General features: G+C 41.8%; 22 protein-coding genes and 2 other annotated features. All 22 genes read right to left on the bottom strand.

What is annotated here, in order from left to right; translation table 11 throughout:
- Position 1: 1 nt before the first annotated feature.
- Complete coding sequence (gene rpoB / locus ABRT01_RS09885) at positions 2–3,538, bottom strand: DNA-directed RNA polymerase subunit beta (protein ID WP_269410871.1); 3,537 nt, start codon at positions 3,536–3,538, stop codon at positions 2–4.
- A 477-nt stretch (positions 3,539–4,015) separates the two neighbouring features.
- Positions 4,016–4,615, bottom strand: coding sequence for a class I SAM-dependent methyltransferase (locus ABRT01_RS09880; protein WP_269410870.1), 600 nt, complete (start codon positions 4,613–4,615; stop codon positions 4,016–4,018).
- Positions 4,616–4,764: 149 nt separating this feature from the next.
- Positions 4,765–5,130 carry a 50S ribosomal protein L7/L12 gene (gene rplL / locus ABRT01_RS09875; protein ID WP_269410869.1) on the bottom strand — a complete coding sequence of 122 codons (366 nt, stop codon included), beginning with the start codon at positions 5,128–5,130 and terminating at the stop codon, positions 4,765–4,767.
- 55 nt (positions 5,131–5,185) lie between these two features.
- Positions 5,186–5,692, bottom strand: a complete 507-nt coding sequence (gene rplJ, locus ABRT01_RS09870) for a 50S ribosomal protein L10 (protein WP_269410868.1) — start codon at positions 5,690–5,692, stop codon at positions 5,186–5,188.
- Positions 5,693–5,726: 34 nt separating this feature from the next.
- Positions 5,727–5,874 (bottom strand) — a sequence feature (ribosomal protein L10 leader region).
- A gap of 49 nt (positions 5,875–5,923) precedes the next feature.
- The gene (rplA, locus tag ABRT01_RS09865) at positions 5,924–6,616 is read right to left on the bottom strand and encodes a 50S ribosomal protein L1 (protein WP_269410867.1); all 693 of its coding nucleotides are present in this window, start codon (positions 6,614–6,616) and stop codon (positions 5,924–5,926) included.
- A gap of 258 nt (positions 6,617–6,874) precedes the next feature.
- Positions 6,875–7,300 carry a 50S ribosomal protein L11 gene (gene rplK / locus ABRT01_RS09860; protein WP_269410866.1) on the bottom strand — a complete coding sequence of 142 codons (426 nt, stop codon included), beginning with the start codon at positions 7,298–7,300 and terminating at the stop codon, positions 6,875–6,877.
- Between the two features lie 145 nt (positions 7,301–7,445).
- Entirely contained in the window at positions 7,446–7,979 is a 534-nt protein-coding gene (gene nusG, locus ABRT01_RS09855; protein ID WP_367746962.1) for a transcription termination/antitermination protein NusG, read from the bottom strand.
- Between the two features lie 205 nt (positions 7,980–8,184).
- Positions 8,185–8,358 carry a preprotein translocase subunit SecE gene (secE, locus tag ABRT01_RS09850; protein WP_269410864.1) on the bottom strand — a complete coding sequence of 58 codons (174 nt, stop codon included), beginning with the start codon at positions 8,356–8,358 and terminating at the stop codon, positions 8,185–8,187.
- A gap of 101 nt (positions 8,359–8,459) precedes the next feature.
- Positions 8,460–8,609 (bottom strand): 50S ribosomal protein L33, encoded by a 150-nt coding sequence (rpmG, locus tag ABRT01_RS09845; protein WP_269412413.1) that lies wholly within the window; start codon positions 8,607–8,609, stop codon positions 8,460–8,462.
- 293 nt (positions 8,610–8,902) lie between these two features.
- Positions 8,903–9,553, bottom strand: a complete 651-nt coding sequence (sigH, locus tag ABRT01_RS09840) for an RNA polymerase sporulation sigma factor SigH (protein WP_269410863.1) — start codon at positions 9,551–9,553, stop codon at positions 8,903–8,905.
- 110 nt (positions 9,554–9,663) lie between these two features.
- Complete coding sequence (locus ABRT01_RS09835) at positions 9,664–10,173, bottom strand: NYN domain-containing protein (RefSeq protein WP_367746959.1); 510 nt, start codon at positions 10,171–10,173, stop codon at positions 9,664–9,666.
- Between the two features lie 3 nt (positions 10,174–10,176).
- Positions 10,177–10,920, bottom strand: a complete 744-nt coding sequence (gene rlmB, locus ABRT01_RS09830) for a 23S rRNA (guanosine(2251)-2'-O)-methyltransferase RlmB (protein ID WP_367746957.1) — start codon at positions 10,918–10,920, stop codon at positions 10,177–10,179.
- Between the two features lie 6 nt (positions 10,921–10,926).
- Positions 10,927–11,322 (bottom strand): Mini-ribonuclease 3, encoded by a 396-nt coding sequence (locus ABRT01_RS09825; protein WP_367746956.1) that lies wholly within the window; start codon positions 11,320–11,322, stop codon positions 10,927–10,929.
- A gap of 2 nt (positions 11,323–11,324) precedes the next feature.
- Entirely contained in the window at positions 11,325–12,725 is a 1,401-nt protein-coding gene (gene cysS / locus ABRT01_RS09820; RefSeq protein WP_367746954.1) for a cysteine--tRNA ligase, read from the bottom strand.
- Positions 12,706–13,374, bottom strand: coding sequence for a serine O-acetyltransferase (gene cysE / locus ABRT01_RS09815; RefSeq protein WP_269410858.1), 669 nt, complete (start codon positions 13,372–13,374; stop codon positions 12,706–12,708). Before cysE ends, cysS begins: the two co-directional genes overlap by 20 nt.
- Positions 13,375–13,428: 54 nt before the next feature.
- Positions 13,429–13,642, bottom strand: a binding site (T-box leader).
- Positions 13,643–13,694: 52 nt separating this feature from the next.
- Positions 13,695–15,164: a glutamate--tRNA ligase gene (gltX, locus tag ABRT01_RS09810; RefSeq protein ID WP_367746951.1), complete on the bottom strand. Its 1,470-nt coding sequence runs from the start codon at positions 15,162–15,164 to the stop codon at positions 13,695–13,697.
- 212 nt (positions 15,165–15,376) lie between these two features.
- A complete protein-coding gene (locus ABRT01_RS09805; protein WP_269410857.1) occupies positions 15,377–16,474 on the bottom strand; it encodes a PIN/TRAM domain-containing protein in 1,098 nt (365 codons plus the stop codon).
- A 178-nt stretch (positions 16,475–16,652) separates the two neighbouring features.
- Positions 16,653–18,026, bottom strand: a complete 1,374-nt coding sequence (gene radA, locus ABRT01_RS09800; RefSeq protein ID WP_367747000.1) for a DNA repair protein RadA — start codon at positions 18,024–18,026, stop codon at positions 16,653–16,655.
- A 369-nt stretch (positions 18,027–18,395) separates the two neighbouring features.
- Entirely contained in the window at positions 18,396–20,822 is a 2,427-nt protein-coding gene (gene clpC, locus ABRT01_RS09795) for an ATP-dependent protease ATP-binding subunit ClpC (protein WP_269410856.1), read from the bottom strand.
- Between the two features lie 12 nt (positions 20,823–20,834).
- The gene (mcsB, locus tag ABRT01_RS09790; RefSeq protein WP_367746949.1) at positions 20,835–21,902 is read right to left on the bottom strand and encodes a protein-arginine kinase McsB; all 1,068 of its coding nucleotides are present in this window, start codon (positions 21,900–21,902) and stop codon (positions 20,835–20,837) included.
- A complete protein-coding gene (gene mcsA / locus ABRT01_RS09785; RefSeq protein WP_367746947.1) occupies positions 21,899–22,441 on the bottom strand; it encodes a protein-arginine kinase activator protein McsA in 543 nt (180 codons plus the stop codon). The genes mcsB and mcsA overlap by 4 nt, the downstream gene beginning before the upstream one ends.
- Positions 22,442–22,560: 119 nt before the next feature.
- Positions 22,561–23,028: a CtsR family transcriptional regulator gene (locus ABRT01_RS09780; RefSeq protein WP_269410853.1), complete on the bottom strand. Its 468-nt coding sequence runs from the start codon at positions 23,026–23,028 to the stop codon at positions 22,561–22,563.
- Positions 23,029–23,666: the final 638 nt, after the last annotated feature.

Genomic DNA, 23,666 nt, shown 5'->3' with positions numbered 1-23,666 from the left:
ATTAACTTTGTTCAACTTCCAGGTTAAGTTTGCTTGCAGATTCGGTATCCTCTTCCTCGATTTCCCGCATTTCAATTTCTTCTTCGTCACTTGATAGAACCTTGACGTCTAACCCAAGACTTTGTAGTTCTTTAATTAATACTTTAAATGACTCTGGTACACCAGGTTCAGGTACATTATCACCTTTGACGATCGATTCGTACGTTTTCACACGACCAACAACATCATCTGATTTAACAGTAAGAATTTCTTGCAAGGTATAGGCAGCACCATATGCTTCAAGCGCCCAAACTTCCATTTCACCAAAGCGCTGACCGCCAAATTGTGCTTTACCACCGAGCGGTTGTTGTGTAACGAGTGAATATGGCCCGGTTGAACGGGCATGTAACTTATCGTCAACCATGTGTGCCAGTTTGATCATATACATGACCCCAACAGAAACACGGTTATCAAACGGTTCCCCGGTTCTGCCATCATACAGTATTGTTTTAGCATCCCGCGGCATACCGGACTCTTCCAGGGTTTCCCACACGTCTTCTTCCCTTGCACCATCAAATACCGGTGTTGCCACATGAATACCTAATCGTCTTGCTGCAATACCCAAGTGCAATTCGAACACCTGTCCAATATTCATTCGTGACGGAACACCTAATGGGTTAAGCATAATATCAACTGGGGTACCATCTGGTAAAAACGGCATATCCTCTTCTGGCAAGATTTTCGAGATAACCCCTTTGTTACCGTGGCGGCCTGCCATTTTGTCGCCTTCATGAATTTTACGTTTTTGTACAATATAAACACGTACAAGCTGATTTACTCCAGGAGGCAGTTCATCGCCGTCTTCACGGTTAAAGATCTTGACATCCAGAACAATTCCACCAGCGCCATGCGGTACCCGTAGTGATGTATCACGAACTTCACGCGCTTTTTCACCAAAAATGGCATGAAGCAGACGTTCTTCTGCGGATAGCTCTGTGACGCCTTTTGGTGTTACTTTCCCGACCAAAATATCGCCATCAGTAACTTCAGCGCCAATACGGATGATCCCTTGTTCGTTGAGATTCTTTAAGGCATCTTCACCAACGTTCGGAATATCCCTTGTAATCTCTTCCGGTCCGAGCTTGGTATCCCGCGACTCTGATTCATATTCCTCCACGTGAATGGATGTATAAACATCATCTTTTACAAGACGCTCACTCATAATGATCGCATCTTCATAGTTATATCCTTCCCAGGTCATAAAGGCAACGAGCGGATTTCTTCCAAGTGCCAGCTCACCTTTTTCCATCGAAGGACCATCAGCAAGGATCTCACCTTTAGTTACCCGGTCTCCAGCACTGACAATTGGACGCTGGTTGTAACATGTCCCCTGATTGGAACGGATATATTTCTGCAATTTATAACGATCCAGGTCACCTTTAACTTCTTTTCCGTCAACTTCTGCAATTCGGCGCACGTGTACTTCTTTGGCTTCTACATGTTCCACAATGCCGGCGTGACGACAGATAATTGCTGCACCGGAGTCTTTTCCGGAAACATACTCCATGCCTGTTCCGACGATCGGTGCTTCCGGATTCATCAATGGCACCGCTTGACGTTGCATGTTCGCACCCATCAACGCACGATTGGAGTCGTCATTTTCCAAGAACGGAATACATGCTGTCGCTGCCGAAACAACTTGTTTTGGTGATACGTCCATATAATCAATACGTTCTCTCGGTACGGCTGTGTTCTCCCCGCGGAAACGAGCAATAACCTCTTCCTCACTAAAGCTTCCATCCTCGTTTAAAGGTGCGTTTGCCTGAGCAACAACATAATTATCCTCTTCATCAGCGGTCAGATAATCAATTTGTGCAGTTACTCTGCCAGTATCCGGGTCAACCCGACGATATGGTGTTTCGATAAAGCCGAACTTATTTACTTTGGCATAACTGGATAACGAGTTAATCAAACCAATATTAGGACCTTCAGGAGTTTCAATCGGACACATACGACCGTAGTGTGAATAGTGTACGTCACGAACTTCCATTCCGGCACGTTCCCGCGTTAATCCACCAGGTCCTAATGCAGATAAACGCCGCTTATGAGTAAGCTCTGCCAGTGGGTTGGTTTGATCCATAAATTGTGACAGCTGCGAACTGCCAAAAAATTCTTTGATAGAAGCAATTACCGGGCGAATATTAATTAGTTGCTGTGGTGTAATACTGGATGTGTCCTGAATAGACATCCTTTCACGCACAACACGTTCCATACGGGATAGCCCAATGCGAAATTGGTTTTGCAGCAATTCACCAACGGAACGCAACCTTCTGTTACCAAGATGGTCGATATCATCCGTATCGCCAACTTTGTACAGCAGGTTAAAGAAATAACTAATTGCTGATAATATATCTGCAGGCATGATGTTTTTCGCACTGTTTTCAATCCCTGCGTTACCGATAACTGTTAATTCCCGTTCTCCACTAGGGTCAGTTGGATCCATAATTTTAATCGACTGAATCCGAATCGGCTCTTCCAACACACCGTCATGTGGTTCAAGGATTTGTTCGCCCAGCATTTCTTCGTCTTTTTCCAAATAAGGGAGCAGTTTGTTTAGTAATTTCCGTTCTAGTCGATCCCCTTTTTGCGCCAACACTTCTCCAGTCTCCTGATCAACAACCGGTTCAGCCAGGACCTGATTAAACAAACGATTTTTTATGTGCAGTTTCTTGTTCATCTTGTATCGGCCAACATGTGCTAAATCATACCGTTTAGGATCAAAAAAACGGGAAATTAATAGACTTTTGGCGTTGTCTACGGTTGGTGGTTCACCAGGACGTAAACGCTCATAAATTTCAAGGAGTGCCTTTTCCGTTGTTTCTGTATTATCTTTATCTAATGTATTTTTCAAGTATTCATTTTCACCGATCAGGTCAATGATTTCCTGATCTGTTCCAAATCCAAGCGCACGTAATAACACGGTAATTGGCAGTTTACGTGTTCGGTCAATCCGGACATAGGCAACATCTTTTGCATCTGTTTCAAACTCCAACCATGCCCCACGATTTGGGATGACTGTTGCAGTGATGCCCCTTTTCCCATTTTTATCAATTTTTTCGTTGTAATAGACACTTGGAGAGCGAACAAGCTGTGACACGATAACACGCTCGGCTCCATTGATAATAAATGTGCCTGTATCAGTCATAAGCGGGAAGTCACCCATAAATACTTCCTGCTCTTTTACTTCACCGGTTTCATTATTAATTAAACGAACCTTCACACGAAGCGGAGCATTATACGTAACATCTCGTTCCTTCGATTCATCGACAGGGTATTTGGGTTCACCTAAACTATAATCGACAAATTCCAATGATAGGTTTCCAGTAAAATCCTCAATCGGTGAAATGTCCTGAAACATTTCCCGCAATCCTTCTTCTAAAAACCATTGATAAGAAGCGGTTTGGATTTCGATTAGGTTAGGTAGTTCCAAAACCTCACTAATGCGCGCATAGCTCCTGCGTTGGCGGTGCCGTCCATATTGAACTAATTGACCTGTCAACTGCTTCACCTCTCAAATCCATCATTTTTCATCACACAAACTTGAAAAACAACTATTATATTAGAAAAACATAACCAAAACGATTTGCCATTTCGGTTCTGTTCCTCGAATCATAAACATAAAATAAACTCTTACTAAAATCTGCTAAACATGCTACTATAAATGTAAGGTGGTCTTGATGGAATGATAAAATCAATTCGTGATGAGCGGATATCAACAAAACTTAACCGCTGCATAAACCATCAACAGGGAGCCTATAGCGAGAAGCATTAAAATAAAAAACGTGCGGCTTCTCTAATTAGATAAGTTTCCCATTTTATCATTGTCTCCGTTCACCAATGAAATATACGTTTGATTTCCACAAAAATTCCCCTTGACAAAGCATTTCCATGTTAGCATTTTATTATAATACCATAGTAGAAATACAAGGTCAAACGTTACACTTTAGATTTAATCAAGCATGGTAATAACATTACTCTAATTTTTAGCGCGCATAATATAATAGCCTTTCGAACGCGCGACCACCTCTACATTTCCAAATAATGTTTGTAATTTGTCTTTCGTTGATGGTGCTCCTTGCTTCTTTTGCATGACTACCCATAATTCACCTTGGTCTAATAAGGCGAGTTTGCTTTCTTCCAACATGGCATGAACGGTTTTTTTGCCGGCCCTTATCGGTGGATTAGTAAGGATGGCAGCGAATTTTCGATCCAATAAATTGGCAAATCGATCACTGTGGAAAAGCTCTACATTATTAACATGGTTCATAGCCGCATTCTCACGAGCCAATTTTAAGGCACGTTCATTAATGTCAGTCATTACTACACGCCGATTTGATAAATGGTCGGCAACGCAAATACCGATTGGTCCGTATCCGCAGCCAAGATCGAGCAAATCTCCATGTTGATCCGGTTCTTTAAATTCCTCGATCAATAACCGCGAACCAAAATCAACCTCGTTTTTCGAAAATACGCCATGATCACTTGTGAATGTATACAATTTGCCTTTTAATTGATAGCTCCATGTCTTGGGTGAACTTTCAGATTGGGGTTGTTGTGAAAAGTATTGCTCGGCCATTTTGCACCCACTTTGTTTATAGTGTACTAAGGAAGAAAAAGTGAAACCAAAAGAATCACTTTAGAGGATGTTCAATGTCTGGATCCGGCATCCTCGCTTTACCAAACAGATGGAAAGCCCACTGGAATCCAGCAGGCTTTCTTATCTAACTACTTCAGTTCAACAGTTGCTCCAACTTCTTCAAGTTTACCTTTTAATTCTTCAGCTTCATCTTTAGATACAGCTTCTTTAATAGCTTTTGGAGCGTTATCTACTAAATCTTTTGCATCTTTCAAGCCAAGGCCAGTGATTTCTTTAACTGCTTTAACAACTTTAATTTTAGAATCTCCGGCACTTTCAAGTACAACATCAAATTCTGTTTGCTCCTCAGCAGCTTCTCCGCCGCCAGCGCCACCTGCTACTGCAACTGGTGCTGCAGCTGTTACTCCAAATTCTTCTTCAATTGCTTTAACAAGATCGTTCAAGTCTAGAACTGACATTTCTTTAATAGCATCAATAATTTGCTCTTTTGTCATGATTTTTCCTCCTAATTTCATTTAATTATTCGTTTATTCCAGAATAGGTTGTGGTTTAAGCACCTTGTTCTTCTTTTTGATCAGCAACCGATTTTGCAGCATATGCAAAGTTGCGGATCGGAGCTTGTAATACACTAAGCAACATAGCGACCATACCTTCGTAGTTTGGCAGGTTACCAAGTTCGCTGATTTGTTCAAGCGTGGCAATTTCGCCTTCAATAACGCCGCCTTTGATTTCCAATGCGTCATGTTCCTTGGCAAAGCTATTCAAAATTTTGGCTGGTGCAATAACATCTTCATTACTAAATGCAATGGCGGTCGGACCAACCAGTACATCAGTTAGTTCTCCAAGTTCCGCAGATTCAACAGCACGGCGGGCCATGGAGTTCTTGTAAACTTTAAATTCAACGTTTGCATCGCGAAGTTGTTTACGTAACTCGGTCACTTCAGCAACATCAAGGCCGCGATAATCAACTAATACCGTTGATTGACTGGCACTAAATTTGTCAGCTATATCTTGGACAAGTTGTTTCTTTTGCTCAATAACATTTGTGTTTGCCATTATTCCACCTCCTGTAATGTTCTCCATCATACCGGACATCAAAGGAAAAGCCTTCATGTAGACATGAAGGCTTTTCCAACAAAAATAGTTATCAATGATAATATATTTGTCTTTAACCACCTCGGCGGGAAATTAAGCGATTATCTCGCACCTGCTGTCTACGGTATAACGTATTCGATTTAATAACGCAACTTAGTATAACGTTTTGCAAACAAAAAGTCAATCCTCGATTTAACGATAACTGGAGATATCTACGCGAACTCCAGGACCCATTGTTGATGTTACACTGGCATTACGCATATAAACACCTTTTGCTGCCTGTGGCTTAACCTTGATCAGTTGTTCGGTGATTGCCGCGAAATTATCAACCAATTTTTCATTATCAAATGAAATTTTGCCGATTGGTACATGAATGTTTGCTGATTTATCAACACGGTATTCTACTTTACCAGCTTTAATTTCGTTAACGGCTTTTTCCACTTCAAAAGTAACTGTACCAGTTTTAGGGTTAGGCATTAAACCTTTTGGTCCAAGCACACGTCCCAATTTACCAACCTCAGCCATCATGTCTGGTGTTGCAACAATAACATCAAAATCAAACCATCCTTGGTTGATTTTATTGATGAGATCCTGATCTCCTACATAATCTGCACCAGCGGCCTCTGCCTCTTTTGCTTTGTCACCTTTTGCAAAAACCAGTACACGTTGTGTTTTACCGGTTCCGTGTGGTAGTACCATAGCACCACGAATTTGCTGGTCAGCTTTCTTCGGATCTACACCCAAACGAAATGCAGCTTCAACCGTTTCATCAAAGTTGGCCTTAGCCGTTTGTTTTACTAATGCAATCGCTTCTTGTGGTTCATATGATTTTGAACGATCAACAAGCTTTACTGCTTCTTGATACCTTTTACTTTTTTTAGCCATTTTATTTCCTCCTATGGTTTGTGGTTTATAGCGGTTATACCTCCCACTTGGGAAAACAACCCTTCCTGTTCCCCCGCTTGCCAAGACCAGATCCATCTGATTGAGACCCTTATCCTTGGCTTACCGTACGATGCCTGTCTTTCACGAAAAAGGCTGCGAGGGCAAAACAACACCCGTTATCGCAACCTGTACTATCAAATGATGAGCATTCAACTTTTTGTGTTAGTCTAGCTCCAGCGGCCGTTTACGCTTTTTGTATTAGTCTTCTATCGCAATGCCCATGCTTTTGGCTGTTCCTTCAACCATACGCATCGCTGCATCTACATCAGCAGCATTTAAGTCAGGCATTTTGGTTTCCGCAATTTCTTTTACTTTGTCGCGTTTTACTGTGGCGACTTTATTACGATTCGGCTCACCTGATGCAGTATCTATTCCAGCTGCTTTTTTCAGCAGAACAGCTGCAGGGGGAGTTTTTGTAACAAATGTAAATGAACGGTCCTCAAAAACCGTGATTTCAACCGGAATAATCATACCAGCTTGATCTTGCGTACGTGCATTAAATTCCTTACAAAATCCCATAATGTTTACACCCGCTTGACCTAATGCCGGTCCTACCGGTGGTGCTGGGTTTGCTTTTCCAGCCGGGATTTGCAATTTTACTAATTTGATTACTTTTTTAGCCACGAGACACACCTCCTTAAAGTCCGTGATGTGGTAATAGGGATTTCCCCTCCCACTCATATCGCCCTCCAATGAAACACGGAGGTCATGAATAACAAAAGAATTTTAGCATGAAACAGCAAATAATGCAAGGCTTATTCTTTCAATTCTACAGTTTTTGGATCTGGGAGAAGTCTAATTCAACCGGTGTTTCTCTGCCAAACATATTGACATGCACCTTCACTTTCTGTTTATCGGCATCGATTTGCTCAATTGTGCCGGTAAAGTTCTCAAATGGCCCTTCGGTAACTGTCACATTTTCCTTGATTTCAAAATCAACCTGCGCGGCAGAATCAGCCATCCCCATTCGTTTTAACACTGCATCAACCTCATCAGGCAACAATGGCGTTGGTTTTGATCCATGACCACTTGAACCAACAAACCCGGTGACACCAGGCGTATTTCTCACAACATACCATGAATCATCGGTCATAATCATTTCGGTTAATACATACCCCGGGAAAAATTTCTTCTTCATTACTTTCTTCTTGCCATTTTTAATTTCTGTTTCTTCATCCTCAGGAACAATTACACGAAAAATGTTATCTTCCATACCCATTGATTCTACACGTTTTTCCAAATTCGTTTTTACCTTATTTTCATACCCTGAATACGTATGAACAACATACCATTTTTTCTCCATCAGAACCGGACAAACCGCTTGTCCTTCCCTCCTTTTTAGTTGTCATAGATTAGCAGGAGGCAAGACTCATTCCTCACCCCAAACCAGGCGAAACTTTTAAACCATTATCAATCAATATTAAAAAACCCGTTAATCCCGGGTTTCCAAGAAAGAATCTTTATTCTGTTTATTTTCATTATAACATAAAAATGTCATTATTATTCAGTTAAAACAATTCTAGTATTTGTGTTACCCCAAGATCGACCAATGTAAGGAAAACAGTGACAAAAACAACTGTCGCTACAACTGTTATTGTATAGCTTGATAATTCATTTCCTTTTGGCCAGCTAACCTTTTTCATTTCCCGGGTCACATTTTTAAAAAAAGTAAAGATTTTCATGTGCTTGTCCCCCAAATTATCCCTATCGTTAAAAAAGAAGAAAGTATAAAAAGTCACTCTCTATTCCGATTGCGCCAAAGTAAGTCACGTCCGGCTCCAGCTTACTTCGTTTCACGGTGTAATGTATGTTTTCCGCATGTTTTGCAATATTTCCGTACTTCCAAGCGTAAGGGTTGAGCGGATGGATTCTTACTCGTTGTATAATTTCGACTTGAACATATTGCACATGCCAATGTTACCTTTTTATTCATCATCTCACCTCTGTCAGAGGGATATGGAACATTGTTAAACCCGCAACAAAGTCCTCACAATAATGTAGCACTGTTAATAAACAATGTCAATGTTTGCTCATAGAGGATGTTCAAAAAGCCCGGTAAAAATGACGTGCCCCTGCAAAAGGGGTATGCCGACGCCTGAGCGCAAGCCCGTTTTTAGTCGGCCTCCTTTGAAAAAATTCGTTGGCTTGCTTTTTCGCTCCTCATGTACCAGGAAAAGGATCTTCTGCTAAAACCTCGGTCCTTTTTATCCTCCTTTTGAACACTACTTATAAACTAAGTTCACTTGAGTCAAGTAAATGTTCAAGTTTACGTTTTATCCGTTGCAGCGCATTGTCGATTGACTTCACATGTCGTTTTAATTCCACTGAAATTTCCTGATAGGTTTGTCCGTCCAAATATAAATTTAATACCTGCTGTTCCAAGCTGCTTAGCAATTCAGATAATTTATCTTCCATATCACCATACCGTTCTCTATTCACTAACAATTCTTGCGGATCAATCGCTTTTGAGCCTGCGATCACATCAAGCAGGGTGCGATCGGATTCTTCATCATAGATTGGCTTGTCCAGGGATACATAGGAATTGAGCGGAATATGCTTTTGCCTTGTTGCTGTTTTAACCGCGGTAATGATTTGCCGGGTTATACAAAGCTCTGCAAACCCTTTGAACGATGACAGTTTTTCCCCATCATAATCCCGAATTGCCTTATACAGGCCAATCATTCCTTCTTGTACAATATCTTCCTTATCTGCGCCAATTAAAAAATAGGTACGTGCCTTTGCGCGTACAAAACTTCGGTACTTGTGAATCAAATAATCAAGTGCATGGCCATTTCCACCCTGGATCAATTGGATGATCGCATCATCATCAAGCATCTCTAGTTTGCTATAATACGTTTCTTTTAGCTTGACACTCACCAAGTACGACCTCCTCGACTGAACAGTCCATATAAAATTAGTATATCGTAACCGCTTGCAGAGTTCAACAGAAAAGTGAAAGCGAATGTTTAGTTAAAACGACGCGTTGATCATTTATCCCCGCGCCGCCATTTTTCAAATGTTTCCAGTATATCCTTTTCAAGCAGTATTTTTCGTTGCGGCTTTTCCTTCATATATTGGTCAATACTTTCCTCAATTTCCATTTCGATATTTTTCAATTCAATAAACAGCTCCCTGGCTGATTTACGTAACGCACCCCGTCCAAAAATCGTACGTTGTTCAGCATAATCAGAGGTTGCCACATATACCTGATTGTCGACATTCTTTAAATCCTTAACAATTCGCTCAATACATTCATCCGCTGTTTCCTTCTCCTTTGTATAAATAACTTCAACTTTGGATTCATTATATTTATTGGCAAGACCTTTTACAAAGTAAGCATCGAATACAACAATGACCCGCTGATTCGTAAATGATTGATACTCCGCCATCTTTTCGATTAAACGATCTCTGGCTTGTGACATATCCTTTTCCTTTAACCGCTTAAGTTCTTCCCAGGCGCCGATAACGTTATAGCCATCAACAACAATTACATTCATTGGTCAATCACCGAGCGGATACCGTTTCCTGAACACTTCATACAAAAGCAGGCCGCAAGCAACAGATGCATTCAAGGAAGAGACATGTCCTGTCATTGGCAGACTGACGGTCCAGTCACATTTTTCTTTCACCAGACGGCTCATACCCTTACCTTCATTGCCTATGACAATCGCAATTGGTAACGAACCTTCAAGCAAACGATAATCTTCCGTCCCCTCTGCCGCAGTTCCCACAACCCAAACGTTTTTAGCTTTTAATGATTCAATCGTTGTGGCAATATTGGTTACCCTGGCAACCGGTACATGCTCCAGTGCACCGGCGGCGGTTTTTGCTACCACCGCGGTCAAACCAACAGAACGCCGTTTCGGGATAATCACACCATGGGCACCAGCCGCATCTGCCGTCCTTAGTATCGAACCAAGATTGTGCGGGTCTTCCAGTTCATCCAAAACAATAAAAAAAGGTACTTCATTTTGTTTGTCAGCCTTGGCGAATAAGTCATCGATTGATGCGTATTGGTAAGCGGCGACATAGGCGATCACTCCCTGGTGGTTGCCATTTACCAGCTTGTCCAGTTTGCTTTTCGGTACCTTTTGCACCATGGTATCGGCTTGTTTGGCAAGATGCTGTAATTTTCCCTGGAGATTTGCATTCAATTGCTCAGAAAGCAATAATTTATTCACGGGTCTGCCAGACTTCAATGCTTCAATAACTGGATTTTTACCAATAATGATTTCCTGTCCCATCTATTTTTAGCTCCCTCCCTCGATAAACAATACAGCTCTTGATAACAGTTCATGCAGCCGTTCCTTGTTTTCCAGTAAATATTGATAGCCAATTAATGCCTCAAATGCTGTGCTGTATCGATAAGTCTGGACGTTGGTGTTTTTCGGAGTGGAACCCGACTTTGCATTACGTCCCCGAGCAACAACCCGTTCTTCTTCTACGGTCAACAATTTAATGTCCAGCCAATGTAAAATAATCGCTGCCTGTGCCTTCGCTGAAACAAAGGTGACCGCTTGGCGATGCAGTTGATTCGGTTTCACCTGTCCCGAACGAAGCAGGTGTTCCCGAATATGCATCTCATAAACTGCGTCACCCATATAGGCAAGGGCCAAACTTTTCAACTGTTTTACTTCAAGCTCCATGATTAGCCCCTTTTCCAGCGTGTTCCTTGCGGGGTATCTTCCAGAATAATCTGTTTCGCCTTTAACGTCTCACGAATTTCGTCGGCTCGTTTAAAATTGCGATCCAACCTTGCCTGAGACCGTTCCTGAATAAGTGCGTCAATCTCATTATCCAGGAGCTCCTCCTCTTCCTCAATTGTTAAGCCCAGAACGCCAAGTAAATCTTTTATTGTTGTTTGAAAAGCATCAATAACCATTGTTGAGGTTTGACTGGATTCCAAATAAACATTTGCTTCTTTCGTCAGGTCAAATAATACCGAAATTGCATTCGCCGTATTAAAATCATCATTCATTTCTGTTTCAAACTGTTTCCTTAGATCGTTTATTTTCAACAACCATTGATCTGTATCCTGTTTTAAATTCATACTTGTTTGTTTGCGATATCCAAGGTTATGATAGGCGGTCTTGATTCGTTCCAGACTGTTTTTGGCGCTCTCCAGCAATTCCGCACTAAAATTAATCGGATTACGGTAATGGACACTTAGCATAAAGAAACGGATAACCTGTGGATCATGCTGCTCAATTAATTCTCTGGTTAAAACAAAGTTCCCGAGTGATTTGGACATTTTTTCATTATCAATGTTGATATAGCCATTATGCATCCAATATCTCGCAAATGGCTCCCCCGTCAATGCCTCCGACTGGGCGATTTCATTTTCATGATGCGGGAAAGTCAGATCCTGTCCGCCTGCATGGATATCGATTGTGTTACCCAGATACTTTCTCGCCATTGCCGAACATTCTATATGCCAGCCAGGGCGCCCTTTCCCCCAGGGAGCTTCCCAGGCAATTTCATCGGATTTTGCCTTTTTCCATAAAGCAAAATCAAGAGGATCAGTCTTTTTCTCGCCGATTTGAATTCTGGCACCGGATCTGAGCTCATCGATGGATTGATGCGATAGTTTTCCATAACCGGCAAATGCACGTGGTTTAAAATACACATCCCCATCCACACTATAGGCATAGCCTTTATCTATTAATGTGGCGATAAAATCGATAATATCGTCCATTGTTTCGGTTACGCGCGGATTCAATGTTGCCTGTTTTACGCCCAATGCACCGACATCTTGCAAATATGCTTGAATAAAGCGATCTGCCAATTCCGGGACATCTTCACCTGCCTCTTTCGCTGCTTTAATAATCTTATCATCCACATCGGTGAAATTTAATATATAGTCGACATCATACCCGCTATATTCCAGATATCTTCTTACCGTATCAAAAACAATCGCCGGCCTGGCATTCCCGATATGAATATAATTGTAAACGGTCGGCCCGCAAACATACATGCTTACCTTTCCCGGCACCAGCGGTTCAAATGTCTCCTTTTTGCGTGTCAGTGTATTATAAAGAGTTATTGACATGTTGTTTCCCTTCCTTCAATTCTGCTAGTTCTTTTCGCAATGAGTCGATTTCCTCCTGCAATTGTTGACACCGATCAGTAATGGGATCCGGCATTTTATGATGGTCTAAATCACGGCGTACCTTCTCCCCATTTTGTTTAACGACTTTCCCGGGGATACCGACCACCGTTGCATGATCGGGAACATCATGTAACACTACCGATCCGCCGCCCACTTTAGCACTTTCACCAATCGTAATGGACCCCAGCACCTTGGCACCCGTGGAGATCAAGGCATTATCTTTTACTGTTGGATGGCGTTTGCCTTTTTCCTTTCCTGTACCACCTAACGTGACGCCCTGAAATACTGTCACGTTATCTCCGATTTCACACGTCTCACCAATGACAACCCCCATGCCATGGTCAATGAAAAAACGCCGGCCAATTTTTGCGCCTGGATGGATTTCTATTCCGGTGAAGAACCGGCTTAATTGCGAAATCGCCCGAGCAAGAAACCTTAAATTCCGCTTATATAAGGCATGGGCAATCCGATGGGACCAGATGGCATGCAAGCCGGAATATGTCAGAAAAACCTCAAAATAAGTGCGTGCAGCAGGATCCTGTTCAAAAACAACGTCCATATCTTCTTTCATTCGTTTAAAAATTCCCATTCGAGCGACCCCCTTAATTTTCTAATAAAAAGGCGCCTCTGTGTAAAACGACTACACAGAGACGCCAATGCGCGGTCCCACTCTGCTTGGAGATATACTCTCCCAACTTCTATCCAGATAACGGCAAGGTACCGCCGCCATGTTGATTGTCTCCCCACAACGGACTCCAAGGTGCATTTCGAAAACGGTTTTTAAAATCACTCGCAGCCAATGGTGATTCTCTCTGAGTAAAAAGACGTTTTTTACTTCTCCTTATCCACGTTCAATATTTTGTTATACTTACCTTTACTATATTATATTTTCACCTAAATGTGAACACATTACGCCCCAAGCTGTGTAAGAATTTTATCCAGACGGGCCAGCACCACTTCTTTTCCCAATAGCTCAATAGCCATTGGCAACTCCGGACCATGCATTTGGCCGGTAGTTGCTACGCGAATCGGCATAAACAACTTTTTACCCCGATGTTTCGTTTCTTTTTGGGTAGCTTTAATTTGTGCTTTGATCGTGTCTTTATTAAAATCGTCCAGATGAATCAGTTTATCGGTAAATACCTGAAGTACTTCCGGAACCTGTTCCTCCCGTAATACTTTCATGCAGGCCTCATCATAGTCAATATGTTTCCTGAAGAACAATTCGGTTAGTTCTACGATTTCTGCACCATATCGTAACTGTTCCTTGTACAAGGCAACTACCTTTTCCGCCCACACTCTTGTATCTTCATCCATATCAGCCGGTATTTTGCCTTCTTTAACTAAATACGGTAAGGTCAGGTCAATAAACGTCTCCATATCCAATGCCTTAATATATTCATTGTTCATCCATTTTAGCTTTTGCGGGTCGAAAACAGCAGCGGAGGTAGACAACCGATCCGGGTCAAATATCTCTATCAATTGATCCTTTGTAAAGATTTCTTCCTCGCCAACCGGTGACCAGCCGAGTAATGTAATAAAGTTGAATAAAGTTTCCGGCAAATACCCCAGATTACGATATTGCTCAATAAATTGGACAATATGTTCATCACGTTTACTCAGCTTTTTCCGGTCTTCATTCAAGATCAGGGTCATATGTCCAAATTGTGGCGGCTCCCAGCCAAACGCTTCATAAATCATCATTTGTTTTGGTGTGTTGGAAATATGCTCTTCCCCACGTAGTATATGGGAGATTTGCATCAAATGATCATCAATTGCCACCGCAAAATTATAAGTTGGTATGCCGTTCTTTTTAACAATCACCCAGTCACCAAAATCACTTGATTCAAAGGTAATATTTCCTCGAACAATATCCGGGAACGTATAGGTTTTGTTATCCGGAACACGGAAACGAATACTTGGTTTGCGACCCTCGGCTTCATAGGCCGCAATTTGTTCCGCAGTTAAATCGCGATGCGCCCCGGAGTACTTTGGTGCTTGTCCTTTTGCCCGTTGTTCCTCACGTTCTGCATCAAGCTCTTCTTCGGTCATATAGCATTTATATGCAAGGCCTCTTTCCAGCAACTCATCAATATACTTTTGATAAATATCCAGCCGCTCCATTTGCCGATATGGACCATATTCGCCGCCAACATCAGCACCTTCATCCCACTCGATACCAAGCCATTTCAAATAATAAAATTGGCTCTCTTCGCCACCTTCGACATTCCGCTTTTCGTCCGTGTCTTCTGTACGAACAATAAACTTGCCATCGAAATGTTTTGCATATAAATAATTAAAAAGTGCCGTTCTTGCGTTCCCAATATGCAAATGGCCGGTTGGGCTTGGCGCATAACGGACACGTACTTGATTGGTCATGAATGGTACCCCTTCCTTTACATCTTCATTATTCCCATTAACTCGTATGAGCACGTCTTACCCTAATGCTCGCTTTTTTCTTTAGCCAGCGCATCCAAAAGGTTTTTCCCTCATTCCGAAGCAATATCTTTTGGAAAACAACCTTAAATTAAAAAGTGATAACATTATACTTATGTTATCACTTTTTCTACTCTTAATAAGTTATACCTCTTTTACAATGCTTTTTCAAGTAATTTTGGTTTGGCGAAAATCATGCGGCCTGCAGATGTTTGCAAAACACTGGTTATCAATACTTCGATTGTTTTGCCGATATAATTACGCCCTTCTTCTACAACTATCATTGTACCATCATCCAAATAAGCGATGCCCTGATTCTGCTCTTTGCCATCCTTAATCACCTGCACAACCAATTCCTCACCCGGGAGTACAACCGGCTTGACTGCATTTGCCAGGTCATTAATATTCAGAACGCGTACACCTTGCAGATCACATACCTTGTTCAAGTTAAAATCGTTCGTTACTACAATTCCGTTAATAACCTTGGCAAGTTTAATCAGTTTACTATCGACCTCTTGAATGTCCTCAAAATCACCTTCATAGATTTCAACCTTTACAGGCAATTCTTTTTGAATACGGTTCAGTACATCAAGTCCACGTCTTCCCCGATTTCGCTTCAATGCATCCGATGAATCAGCAATATGCTGCAACTCCCCTAAAACAAATTGTGGAATCACAATAGTTCCTTCTAAAAATTTCGTTTGGCATATATCGGCAATCCGACCATCAATAATAACACTTGTATCAAGTATCTTTGCTTTTGGCTGCTGTTGCTCCGCCGCCTTTTCATTCTGGGGCGTCACCGACTTCTTTTCTTTTCTGTTAAAATTAAACAGGTTCATTAATTCTTCCCTGCGCCTAAAACCAATTTGAAAACCGAAGTAGCCCAGCAAGATTGTTACAAATAACGGAACAAACTGTGAAACCAGGCTAATCTCAATATACCTTAATGGAATGTTGATAAGATAGGCAACAACCAGCCCGGCAATCAATCCTAAACTTCCAAACAACAAATCTCCAACGGGAATCCTAATCAATGCATCTTCTATCCATCTTAAGAAGTTAACAATATAATCTGCCACCAAATAGGAGAAAATAAATAAAATTACTGCACCAATTATTAAGCCCAGGTATGGGGATGTGATCCATTTCGCACTAGTAAAATCTAATAACTTAATGATATCCGGTATATATAAATACCCAATGGTACCACCTGTAAGAATGAAAAATAGATGTACAATTTTTTTCAGCATCACTGTCACCTCCTAACCAATAGTATTACCTGTTCTTTCAAAAATTAACCGAGAAAATAAAATTATAGCTACTAACATTATATAGAATAGCACAGCTGTGAGTCAATTGAATAAATTTAAAATTTTATCACAAAATGAAAATAAAGTCAATCCAAAATAACTAGATTCACAGACTGTTTTAGTACTTAAGCCCCACTTCCAGTGTCTCTTCCACCGATTTCACACCAATTACTTCAATGGACGATGGTGCCGTCCACCCGTCCAAATTATTGTCAGGACAGATCACACGTTTAAAACCAAGCTTGGCTGCCTCTCTGACACGTTGTTCAATTCTGGACACACGTCTGACTTCACCTGTTAATCCTACCTCACCAATAAAAATATCATCGGGCTTTGTCGACTGATCCCGAAAACTGGAAGCAATCGCAACTGCTATTGCCAAATCAATTGCCGGTTCATCCAATTTCACTCCACCTGCAACTTTAATATATGCATCCTGGTTCTGTAACATTAATCCAACCCGTTTTTCCAATACGGCCATTAATAACGGAACCCGGTTAGCATCCACTCCTGTTGCCATTCGACGTGGATTTCCAAAACTGGAGGGTGATATCAATGCCTGAATCTCCACAAGCACAGGTCTTGTTCCTTCCATCGAGGCTACAACAGTTGATCCGGATGCCCCACGTGATCGTTCTTCCAAAAAGATTTCTGATGGATTTAACACTTCACGCAGACCGGCCTCCTTCATTTCAAAGATTCCCATTTCATTGGTACTGCCAAAACGATTTTTCACACTACGCAAAATGCGGTATGTGTGATGGCGTTCCCCTTCAAAATAAAGTACAGCATCAACCATATGCTCCAGCATCCTTGGCCCGGCGATGGCACCTTCTTTGGTTACATGGCCAACAATAAATATCGGTATGCTACTGGTTTTAGCGATTTTCATCAATTCACTTGTACATTCCCGGACCTGTGATACACTACCGGGTGCACTGGTAACTTCTTCGCGAAAAATCGTCTGAATTGAATCAATAACAACAAGTGATGGACTGATTTTCTCAATCTGATTGGAAATATCGAATAAATTGGTTTCAGACAAAACGTATAATGAATCGGCCGTTATTCCCAGACGATCGGCACGAAGTTTTGTCTGTCTGGCCGATTCTTCTCCAGAGATATAAAGCACTTGAAGGTCTTTTTCAGCAAGCTGTGCGGAAATTTGTAATAGCAATGTGGACTTGCCAATACCTGGGTCACCACCAATCAATACAAGCGAACCCGGAACAATCCCGCCACCCAATACCCGGTTGAATTCTTTTAACGATGTTGTCACCCGTGGTTCCTTTTGTGATGCAATCGTCGTTATCCTTTCCGGTTTACTTGCCTGTTTGGTATCCAGCCCTGTTTGATGTCCATTTTTGCCGCCGGTTATTTCGACTTCCTCCACAAGCGTATTCCAGCTATTACAGCCCGGACATTTCCCCATCCACTTTGCTGATTCATAGCCGCACGCCTGACACACAAATTTCGTCTTGCGTTTTGCCACACTATCCATTCCTTTCCGCTTCTCCTCTATTGTACACGAAAAACCTATCTTTCAGGTTACAACAATCTATCAATTCCCCAGTTCCCATTCCATAAAAATGCCACATACAAAGAGCAAAGGCGCAAGCGCCCGGTTAGCGGCGTATGTGCTGCGCCCGTGCAACACGGGTGGTTCGGTGTTGCTGCGCAAAGCAGCGGTTTTAACCGAACATTCCTACCGCAGGAGATAAAGGAAGCACACTAGCAGCTGGGCGCTGGAGCCGGACGGAGCCTATTCTGGCATATGCTGAATAGAGGCTGGATTTTTATACCACTTAACTTTTTAATATTTAAGCCAGCAGGTATCCCTACTGGCTCTTTTATCTTTACCTTACGTCAATACAATAAATTCACCTTTATTGTTTAAACCGATTTTTACCTTTTGTCCCTTGGCTATCGTTTCTTTCAATAATTCCTCTGAAAGCAAGTCTTCCACGTTTTTTTGGATTGACCGGCGTAACGGCCGAGCCCCGTATTCGGGATCAAAACCTTCATTGGCAATTTTGTCAAGTGCCTTATCCGTTAGTGAGAAATTAATTTCCTGTTCAGATAGGCGTTGCTGCAATTGTTTAACCATTAGTTCGACAATATTGCGCATATGTTTTTTCTCCAATGAATGGAAGACGATTGTTTCATCGATCCTGTTTAAAAACTCAGGACGGAAAGCTTTTTTCAACTCATTCATTACCTTCGACTTCATATCTTTATATTCACTGGTTTCATCACCAAGATTAAAGCCAACATACTTGTTACGCTTTAACTCGCTGGCACCAACGTTTGAAGTCATAATTAATACGGTATTACGAAAGTCAACCACCCTGCCTTTAGAGTCAGTTAACCGTCCATCTTCCAGTACTTGCAACAAAATATTAAAAACTTCCGGGTGTGCCTTTTCGATTTCATCAAGCAATACTACCGAATATGGTTTTCTACGTACTTTTTCTGTTAGCTGCCCGCCTTCTTCATAGCCGACATATCCTGGAGGTGAACCTACCAACCTTGATGTTGCATGTTTTTCCATGTATTCCGACATATCAATACGAATCATCGCATCTTCATCGGCAAACATGACTTCGGCCAAAGCACGCGCTAATTCCGTTTTTCCAACCCCTGTAGGTCCAAGAAAGATAAATGAACCAATCGGACGCTTTGGATCCTTCAATCCGGCACGAGCCCGGCGAATCGCTTTGGCAACTGCATTTACTGCTTCTTGCTGGCCAATCACCCGATCATGTAAGATTTCTTCCATGTTCAATAACCGTTCGCTCTCATCTTTGGTAAGCCTTGCAACTGGAACACCAGTCCAGATGGATACAACGTTGGCAATATCTTCTACAGTGACTTCGGAACTCTCTTGCCCCTGTTTTTCTTTCCACTGGTTTTTCGTTGTCTCCAGTTCTTCCCGCAACCGTTGTTCGGAGTCACGTAAAGATGCTGCCTTTTCAAACTCCTGACTTTGCACTGCCGCATCTTTTTCCTTACGTACTTCTTCCAATTTTTGTTCCAATTGCTTTAGATCTGGTGGAACTGTATATGAACGCAGGCGCACCTTGGATCCAGCCTCATCAATCAAATCAATCGCCTTATCCGGGAGAAACCGATCTGATATGTAGCGATCAGATAAATTTGCGGCCGCATCAATCGCCTCATCAGTAATCGTTACCCGGTGATGTGCTTCATAACGATCGCGAAGCCCCTTTAAGATCAAGACCGTTTCCTCCAATGTTGGTTCATCCACCTGAATTGGCTGGAATCGGCGTTCAAGCGCGGCATCCTTTTCAATATATTTACGATATTCATCTAAAGTTGTCGCACCAATGCACTGCAATTCACCGCGGGACAGGGATGGTTTCAAGATATTTGATGCATCGATCGCACCTTCTGCACCACCGGCCCCGATTAATGTATGCAATTCATCAATAAATAAAATAATATTGCCTGCCTGGCGGATTTCCTCCATCACCTTCTTGAGGCGATCTTCAAACTCTCCGCGGTATTTGGTACCAGCAACAACGGTCCCCATGTCAAGCGTCATCACCCGTTTATCGCGCAATGTTTCCGGAACCTCATTATCAACGATTTGCTGGGCCAGACCTTCCGCAACAGCGGTTTTCCCAACACCAGGCTCACCGATTAATACCGGATTATTCTTGGTCCGTCTGCTTAGTACTTGAATCACACGTTCAATTTCTTTACTACGGCCAATTACAGGGTCAACATTGCCGTCCTTGGCTGTTGCCGTAAGATCCCTTGCCAATGAATCCAGTGTCGGGGTATTAGCATTAGCCGACTGGCCACGGCCTTGTCTGCCCGCTTGTGATTCATTACTACCGAGCAGTTGAAGTACCTGCTGACGCGCTTTATTCAAGCTGACTCCCAGGTTATTTAACACCCGTGCAGCGACACCTTCCCCTTCCCGAATCAATCCTAATAGAATATGTTCCGTACCAACATAGGAATGACCTAACTTTCTTGCTTCATCTTGTGATAACTCAACTACCTTTTTGGCACGTGGTGTATAATGTATCGTTTGCATGGCCTGCTTGCCAACACCAATTAATTCCTCTACTTCCTGCTGGATCTTCTCTACCTCAAGGCCTAAGGATTGCAATGCTTTGGCAGCAATACCATCACCTTCACGAACAAGTCCCAAGAGAATATGTTCTGTACCAATATTGTTATGGCCAAGTCTGACCGCTTCTTCTTGAGACAGCGCCAAAACTTTTTGCGCTCGTTCTGTAAAACGTCCAAACATCATATTGTTGTCCTCCTACTCGTTTTCTAATTTTAACCGTTCCCGAATAAGTGATGCCCTTAATACATCCCGTTCATTGGCGGTTAAGTTTTTCTTTGCGTATTGCTGTAAAAAGCCTGGTTGGGTCAGTATTATTAGTTCATTTAAAATGCTTCTTGGAACATGTTCAATCATTCCCAAATCAATCCCTAATCGCACATTTGACAAACAGTTGGCAGCTTCTTTTGATTCAATGATCCGGCTGTATTTTAACACTCCGTATGAACGATAAACCCGATCCTCAAGACGCATACCTGACTGTTCCATTAATCGGGTTCGTGCTTTGCGCTCTTGTTCAATCAACTGTTTTACAACACTTTGTAAATCTTCTACAATATCTTCTTCGGATTTACCCAATGTAATCTGGTTGGATATTTGGAAGATGTTGCCGATTGCTTCGCTTCCTTCCCCATAAATCCCACGAACGACTAAACCAAGCTGATTAATTGCCGGAATCATTCGGTTTATTTGTCTGGTTAATACTAATGATGGTAAATGCATCATAACAGAAGCCCGCATTCCCGTACCCACATTCGTTGGACAGCTGGTTAAATACCCACGGGATTCATCAAATGCATAATTAACTTTCTCTTCCAGCCAATCGTCAAATTCAAATGCTTTATTTAACGCTTTATCCAATTGCAAACCAGGGAAATATAGTTGAATACGGATATGGTCTTCTTCGTTAATCATGACAGAAACTTGCTCATTTTTCGAGATAACAGCGGCAGCAGCCTTCGTATATTTTGCCAAATGAGGACTGATCAAATGTTTTTCAACCAATACACGCTTTTCTGTCGGTGTAAGCTCCTCGATTGGAACAAACTCCAAATCTTGAAAATCCTGAAATGACTGATGCGTATATTCTTGCTGAAAAAACTGCATAATCTTTTCCAGCTCACCTTCTTCGGCGGCAAGCGGAAAAGACACATTGGCAAAGTTACGTGCTAATCGTATCCGACAACTTAAAACAATATCATTGTCAGGCCCTTCGTCACGCATCCAAGGGCTTGTTGCCTCGTCAACGAAATGTTGTAAGGTCATTTATCATCACCCCGCATTTTTGTTTCCAGTGCTTTAATTTGATCACGAACATTGGCAGCCTCTTCAAATGCCTCCTGATCAATCAATTCTTTTAACTTTAATTTATACTCTTCCAATTGTCGCTTGGCATGTAAATCGCCACCTTGCCGCTTCGGGATTTTTCCATGATGTTTGGTATTTCCGCTATGAACCCGGCGAAAAATGGGATCCAGGTGGTCCGAAAATGTATGATAACAAGACGCACAGCCAAATTTACCAATCCGTTTAAACTCAGAAAAGGTCATCCCGCATTGTTCGCATTGGATGTCTTCAGCTGGTGTAAATACAGAATTAGAATTACCGTTATTCCCCAATGGCGACGATTCAACATTAAATAAACTCGTCAACAAATTTTGAAAGGAAAAACTGTCTTCTGGATACGTCATATATCCCTTTTCCTTCGCACACACTTCACAGACATGAACTTCTATTTTTTTCCCGTTAACAACCTGGGTAAAATGTAATGTTGCAGGTCGTTTATGGCATTCCTGGCACTCCATTTGTTTCCCTCCCTTTATACACAAACTATTTAAAGAATGTTCGAAAAGCACGGTAAAAATAACCTTTGCATAGGGTTATTCGACTACGATCCTTTTTAACCTCCTTTTTGAAATGCGAACTATTTATTTAAATATTTTAAAGTTGTCAGCATGGCTGTTAGCACACGTGCGCGAACTTCATCACGAAGCGGCAGTTGAAATGCCAGCGTATTTCTGCCAATCGCACTTAACATAATTTTTGCCTCACGCGCTGTAATTAATTTTTCCTCCAACAACCGCTCTAAAACATCAACAGCAGCCTGTTGGGTCACCGTTGGATTAATCATTTCGATGATTTCATCAATTAACTCGGACTTCTCCTGATGCTTAACCCGGATAATTCGAATATACCCACCGCCACCACGCTTGCTCTCGACAATATATCCTTTCTCTATTGTAAATCTTGTATTGATAACGTAATTTATCTGGGACGGAACACATTGAAATTGATCAGCAATCTCACTACGCTTAATTTCAATCGCATCTTGTGCTGCCTGCTCGAGAATTTTTTTCAAGTACTGCTCGATGACGTCAGAGATGTTACTCATAAGCTCCCTCCTCCAGTCAACGCACTACAGCGTTTCATTTTGACTTTGACTATCTTTGACTTTACCTCTATTATACGACAAATTGGAAGAGATGCAAATACATCTTTGCTATTTATTGTAGACAATATTAACGTAAAACAAAACACATTACCAGCAAAATTTAAACAATGGTGATTATCCTTATGGTGTCGCCAACTTTTTGATAAACCATCGCCTAGGAAAAATTCAAACCTTATACCAAATTCTTCATTTTATAGGGGTATTTACAAATTTATGATAATGTACGGAAAATATTAAAAAACATTTTGCCATTCGTTTTTTATTGGATAAAGTCCACTTATCATTCCTCGGTATGTAATTAATTCCCTTCGTTCGTTGTAAAAGTTTCAATAAACCTAATTCCACATAGTAGCCAACAATATCATGGATTGATACTTATCTATTCCCATTTTTGGATTTGACTGTTTTCTAGGCCTATGCCAATGTATTTGCAATAGACCTTACAGGTTTGCTAGGTATGCCAATGAAAAAACACCACGATACGAAACTGTATCATGGTGTTTGATATATTGCCCGGCGGCGTCCTACTCTTGCAGGGGCAAAGCCCCAACTACCATCGGCGCTGGAGAGCTTAACTG

Source organism: Lentibacillus sp. L22, assembly GCF_040812445.1.
GTDB classification, from domain to species: Bacteria; Bacillota; Bacilli; order Bacillales; family Amphibacillaceae; genus Lentibacillus_C; species Lentibacillus_C daqui.
This window is presented reverse-complemented; position numbering and strand designations above follow the sequence as displayed.

What these genes read in the sequence shown, in the direction of transcription:
- ABRT01_RS09805 (WP_269410857.1), bottom strand. Translation starts at nt 16,474, where the DNA reads ATGCTGAAAAAAATTGTACATCTATTTTTCATTCTTACAGGTGGTACC.
- cysE (WP_269410858.1), bottom strand. Translation starts at nt 13,374, where the DNA reads ATGGGAATTTTTAAACGAATGAAAGAAGATATGGACGTTGTTTTTGAA.
- rplA (WP_269410867.1), bottom strand. Translation starts at nt 6,616, where the DNA reads ATGGCTAAAAAAAGTAAAAGGTATCAAGAAGCAGTAAAGCTTGTTGAT.
- mcsA (WP_367746947.1), bottom strand. Translation starts at nt 22,441, where the DNA reads ATGGAGTGCCAGGAATGCCATAAACGACCTGCAACATTACATTTTACC.
- gltX (WP_367746951.1), bottom strand. Translation starts at nt 15,164, where the DNA reads ATGACCAATCAAGTACGTGTCCGTTATGCGCCAAGCCCAACCGGCCAT.
- nusG (WP_367746962.1), bottom strand. Translation starts at nt 7,979, where the DNA reads ATGGAGAAAAAATGGTATGTTGTTCATACGTATTCAGGGTATGAAAAT.
- ABRT01_RS09780 (WP_269410853.1), bottom strand. Translation starts at nt 23,028, where the DNA reads ATGAGTAACATCTCTGACGTCATCGAGCAGTACTTGAAAAAAATTCTC.
- cysS (WP_367746954.1), bottom strand. Translation starts at nt 12,725, where the DNA reads ATGTCAATAACTCTTTATAATACACTGACACGCAAAAAGGAGACATTT.
- ABRT01_RS09880 (WP_269410870.1), bottom strand. Translation starts at nt 4,615, where the DNA reads ATGGCCGAGCAATACTTTTCACAACAACCCCAATCTGAAAGTTCACCC.
- mcsB (WP_367746949.1), bottom strand. Translation starts at nt 21,902, where the DNA reads ATGACCTTACAACATTTCGTTGACGAGGCAACAAGCCCTTGGATGCGT.
- rlmB (WP_367746957.1), bottom strand. Translation starts at nt 10,920, where the DNA reads ATGGGACAGGAAATCATTATTGGTAAAAATCCAGTTATTGAAGCATTG.
- clpC (WP_269410856.1), bottom strand. Translation starts at nt 20,822, where the DNA reads ATGATGTTTGGACGTTTTACAGAACGAGCGCAAAAAGTTTTGGCGCTG.
- ABRT01_RS09825 (WP_367746956.1), bottom strand. Translation starts at nt 11,322, where the DNA reads ATGGAGCTTGAAGTAAAACAGTTGAAAAGTTTGGCCCTTGCCTATATG.
- secE (WP_269410864.1), bottom strand. Translation starts at nt 8,358, where the DNA reads ATGAAAATCTTTACTTTTTTTAAAAATGTGACCCGGGAAATGAAAAAG.
- rplJ (WP_269410868.1), bottom strand. Translation starts at nt 5,692, where the DNA reads ATGGCAAACACAAATGTTATTGAGCAAAAGAAACAACTTGTCCAAGAT.
- rplL (WP_269410869.1), bottom strand. Translation starts at nt 5,130, where the DNA reads ATGACAAAAGAGCAAATTATTGATGCTATTAAAGAAATGTCAGTTCTA.
- rpmG (WP_269412413.1), bottom strand. Translation starts at nt 8,609, where the DNA reads ATGAATAAAAAGGTAACATTGGCATGTGCAATATGTTCAAGTCGAAAT.
- ABRT01_RS09835 (WP_367746959.1), bottom strand. Translation starts at nt 10,173, where the DNA reads ATGAATGTAATTGTTGTTGATGGCTATAACGTTATCGGCGCCTGGGAA.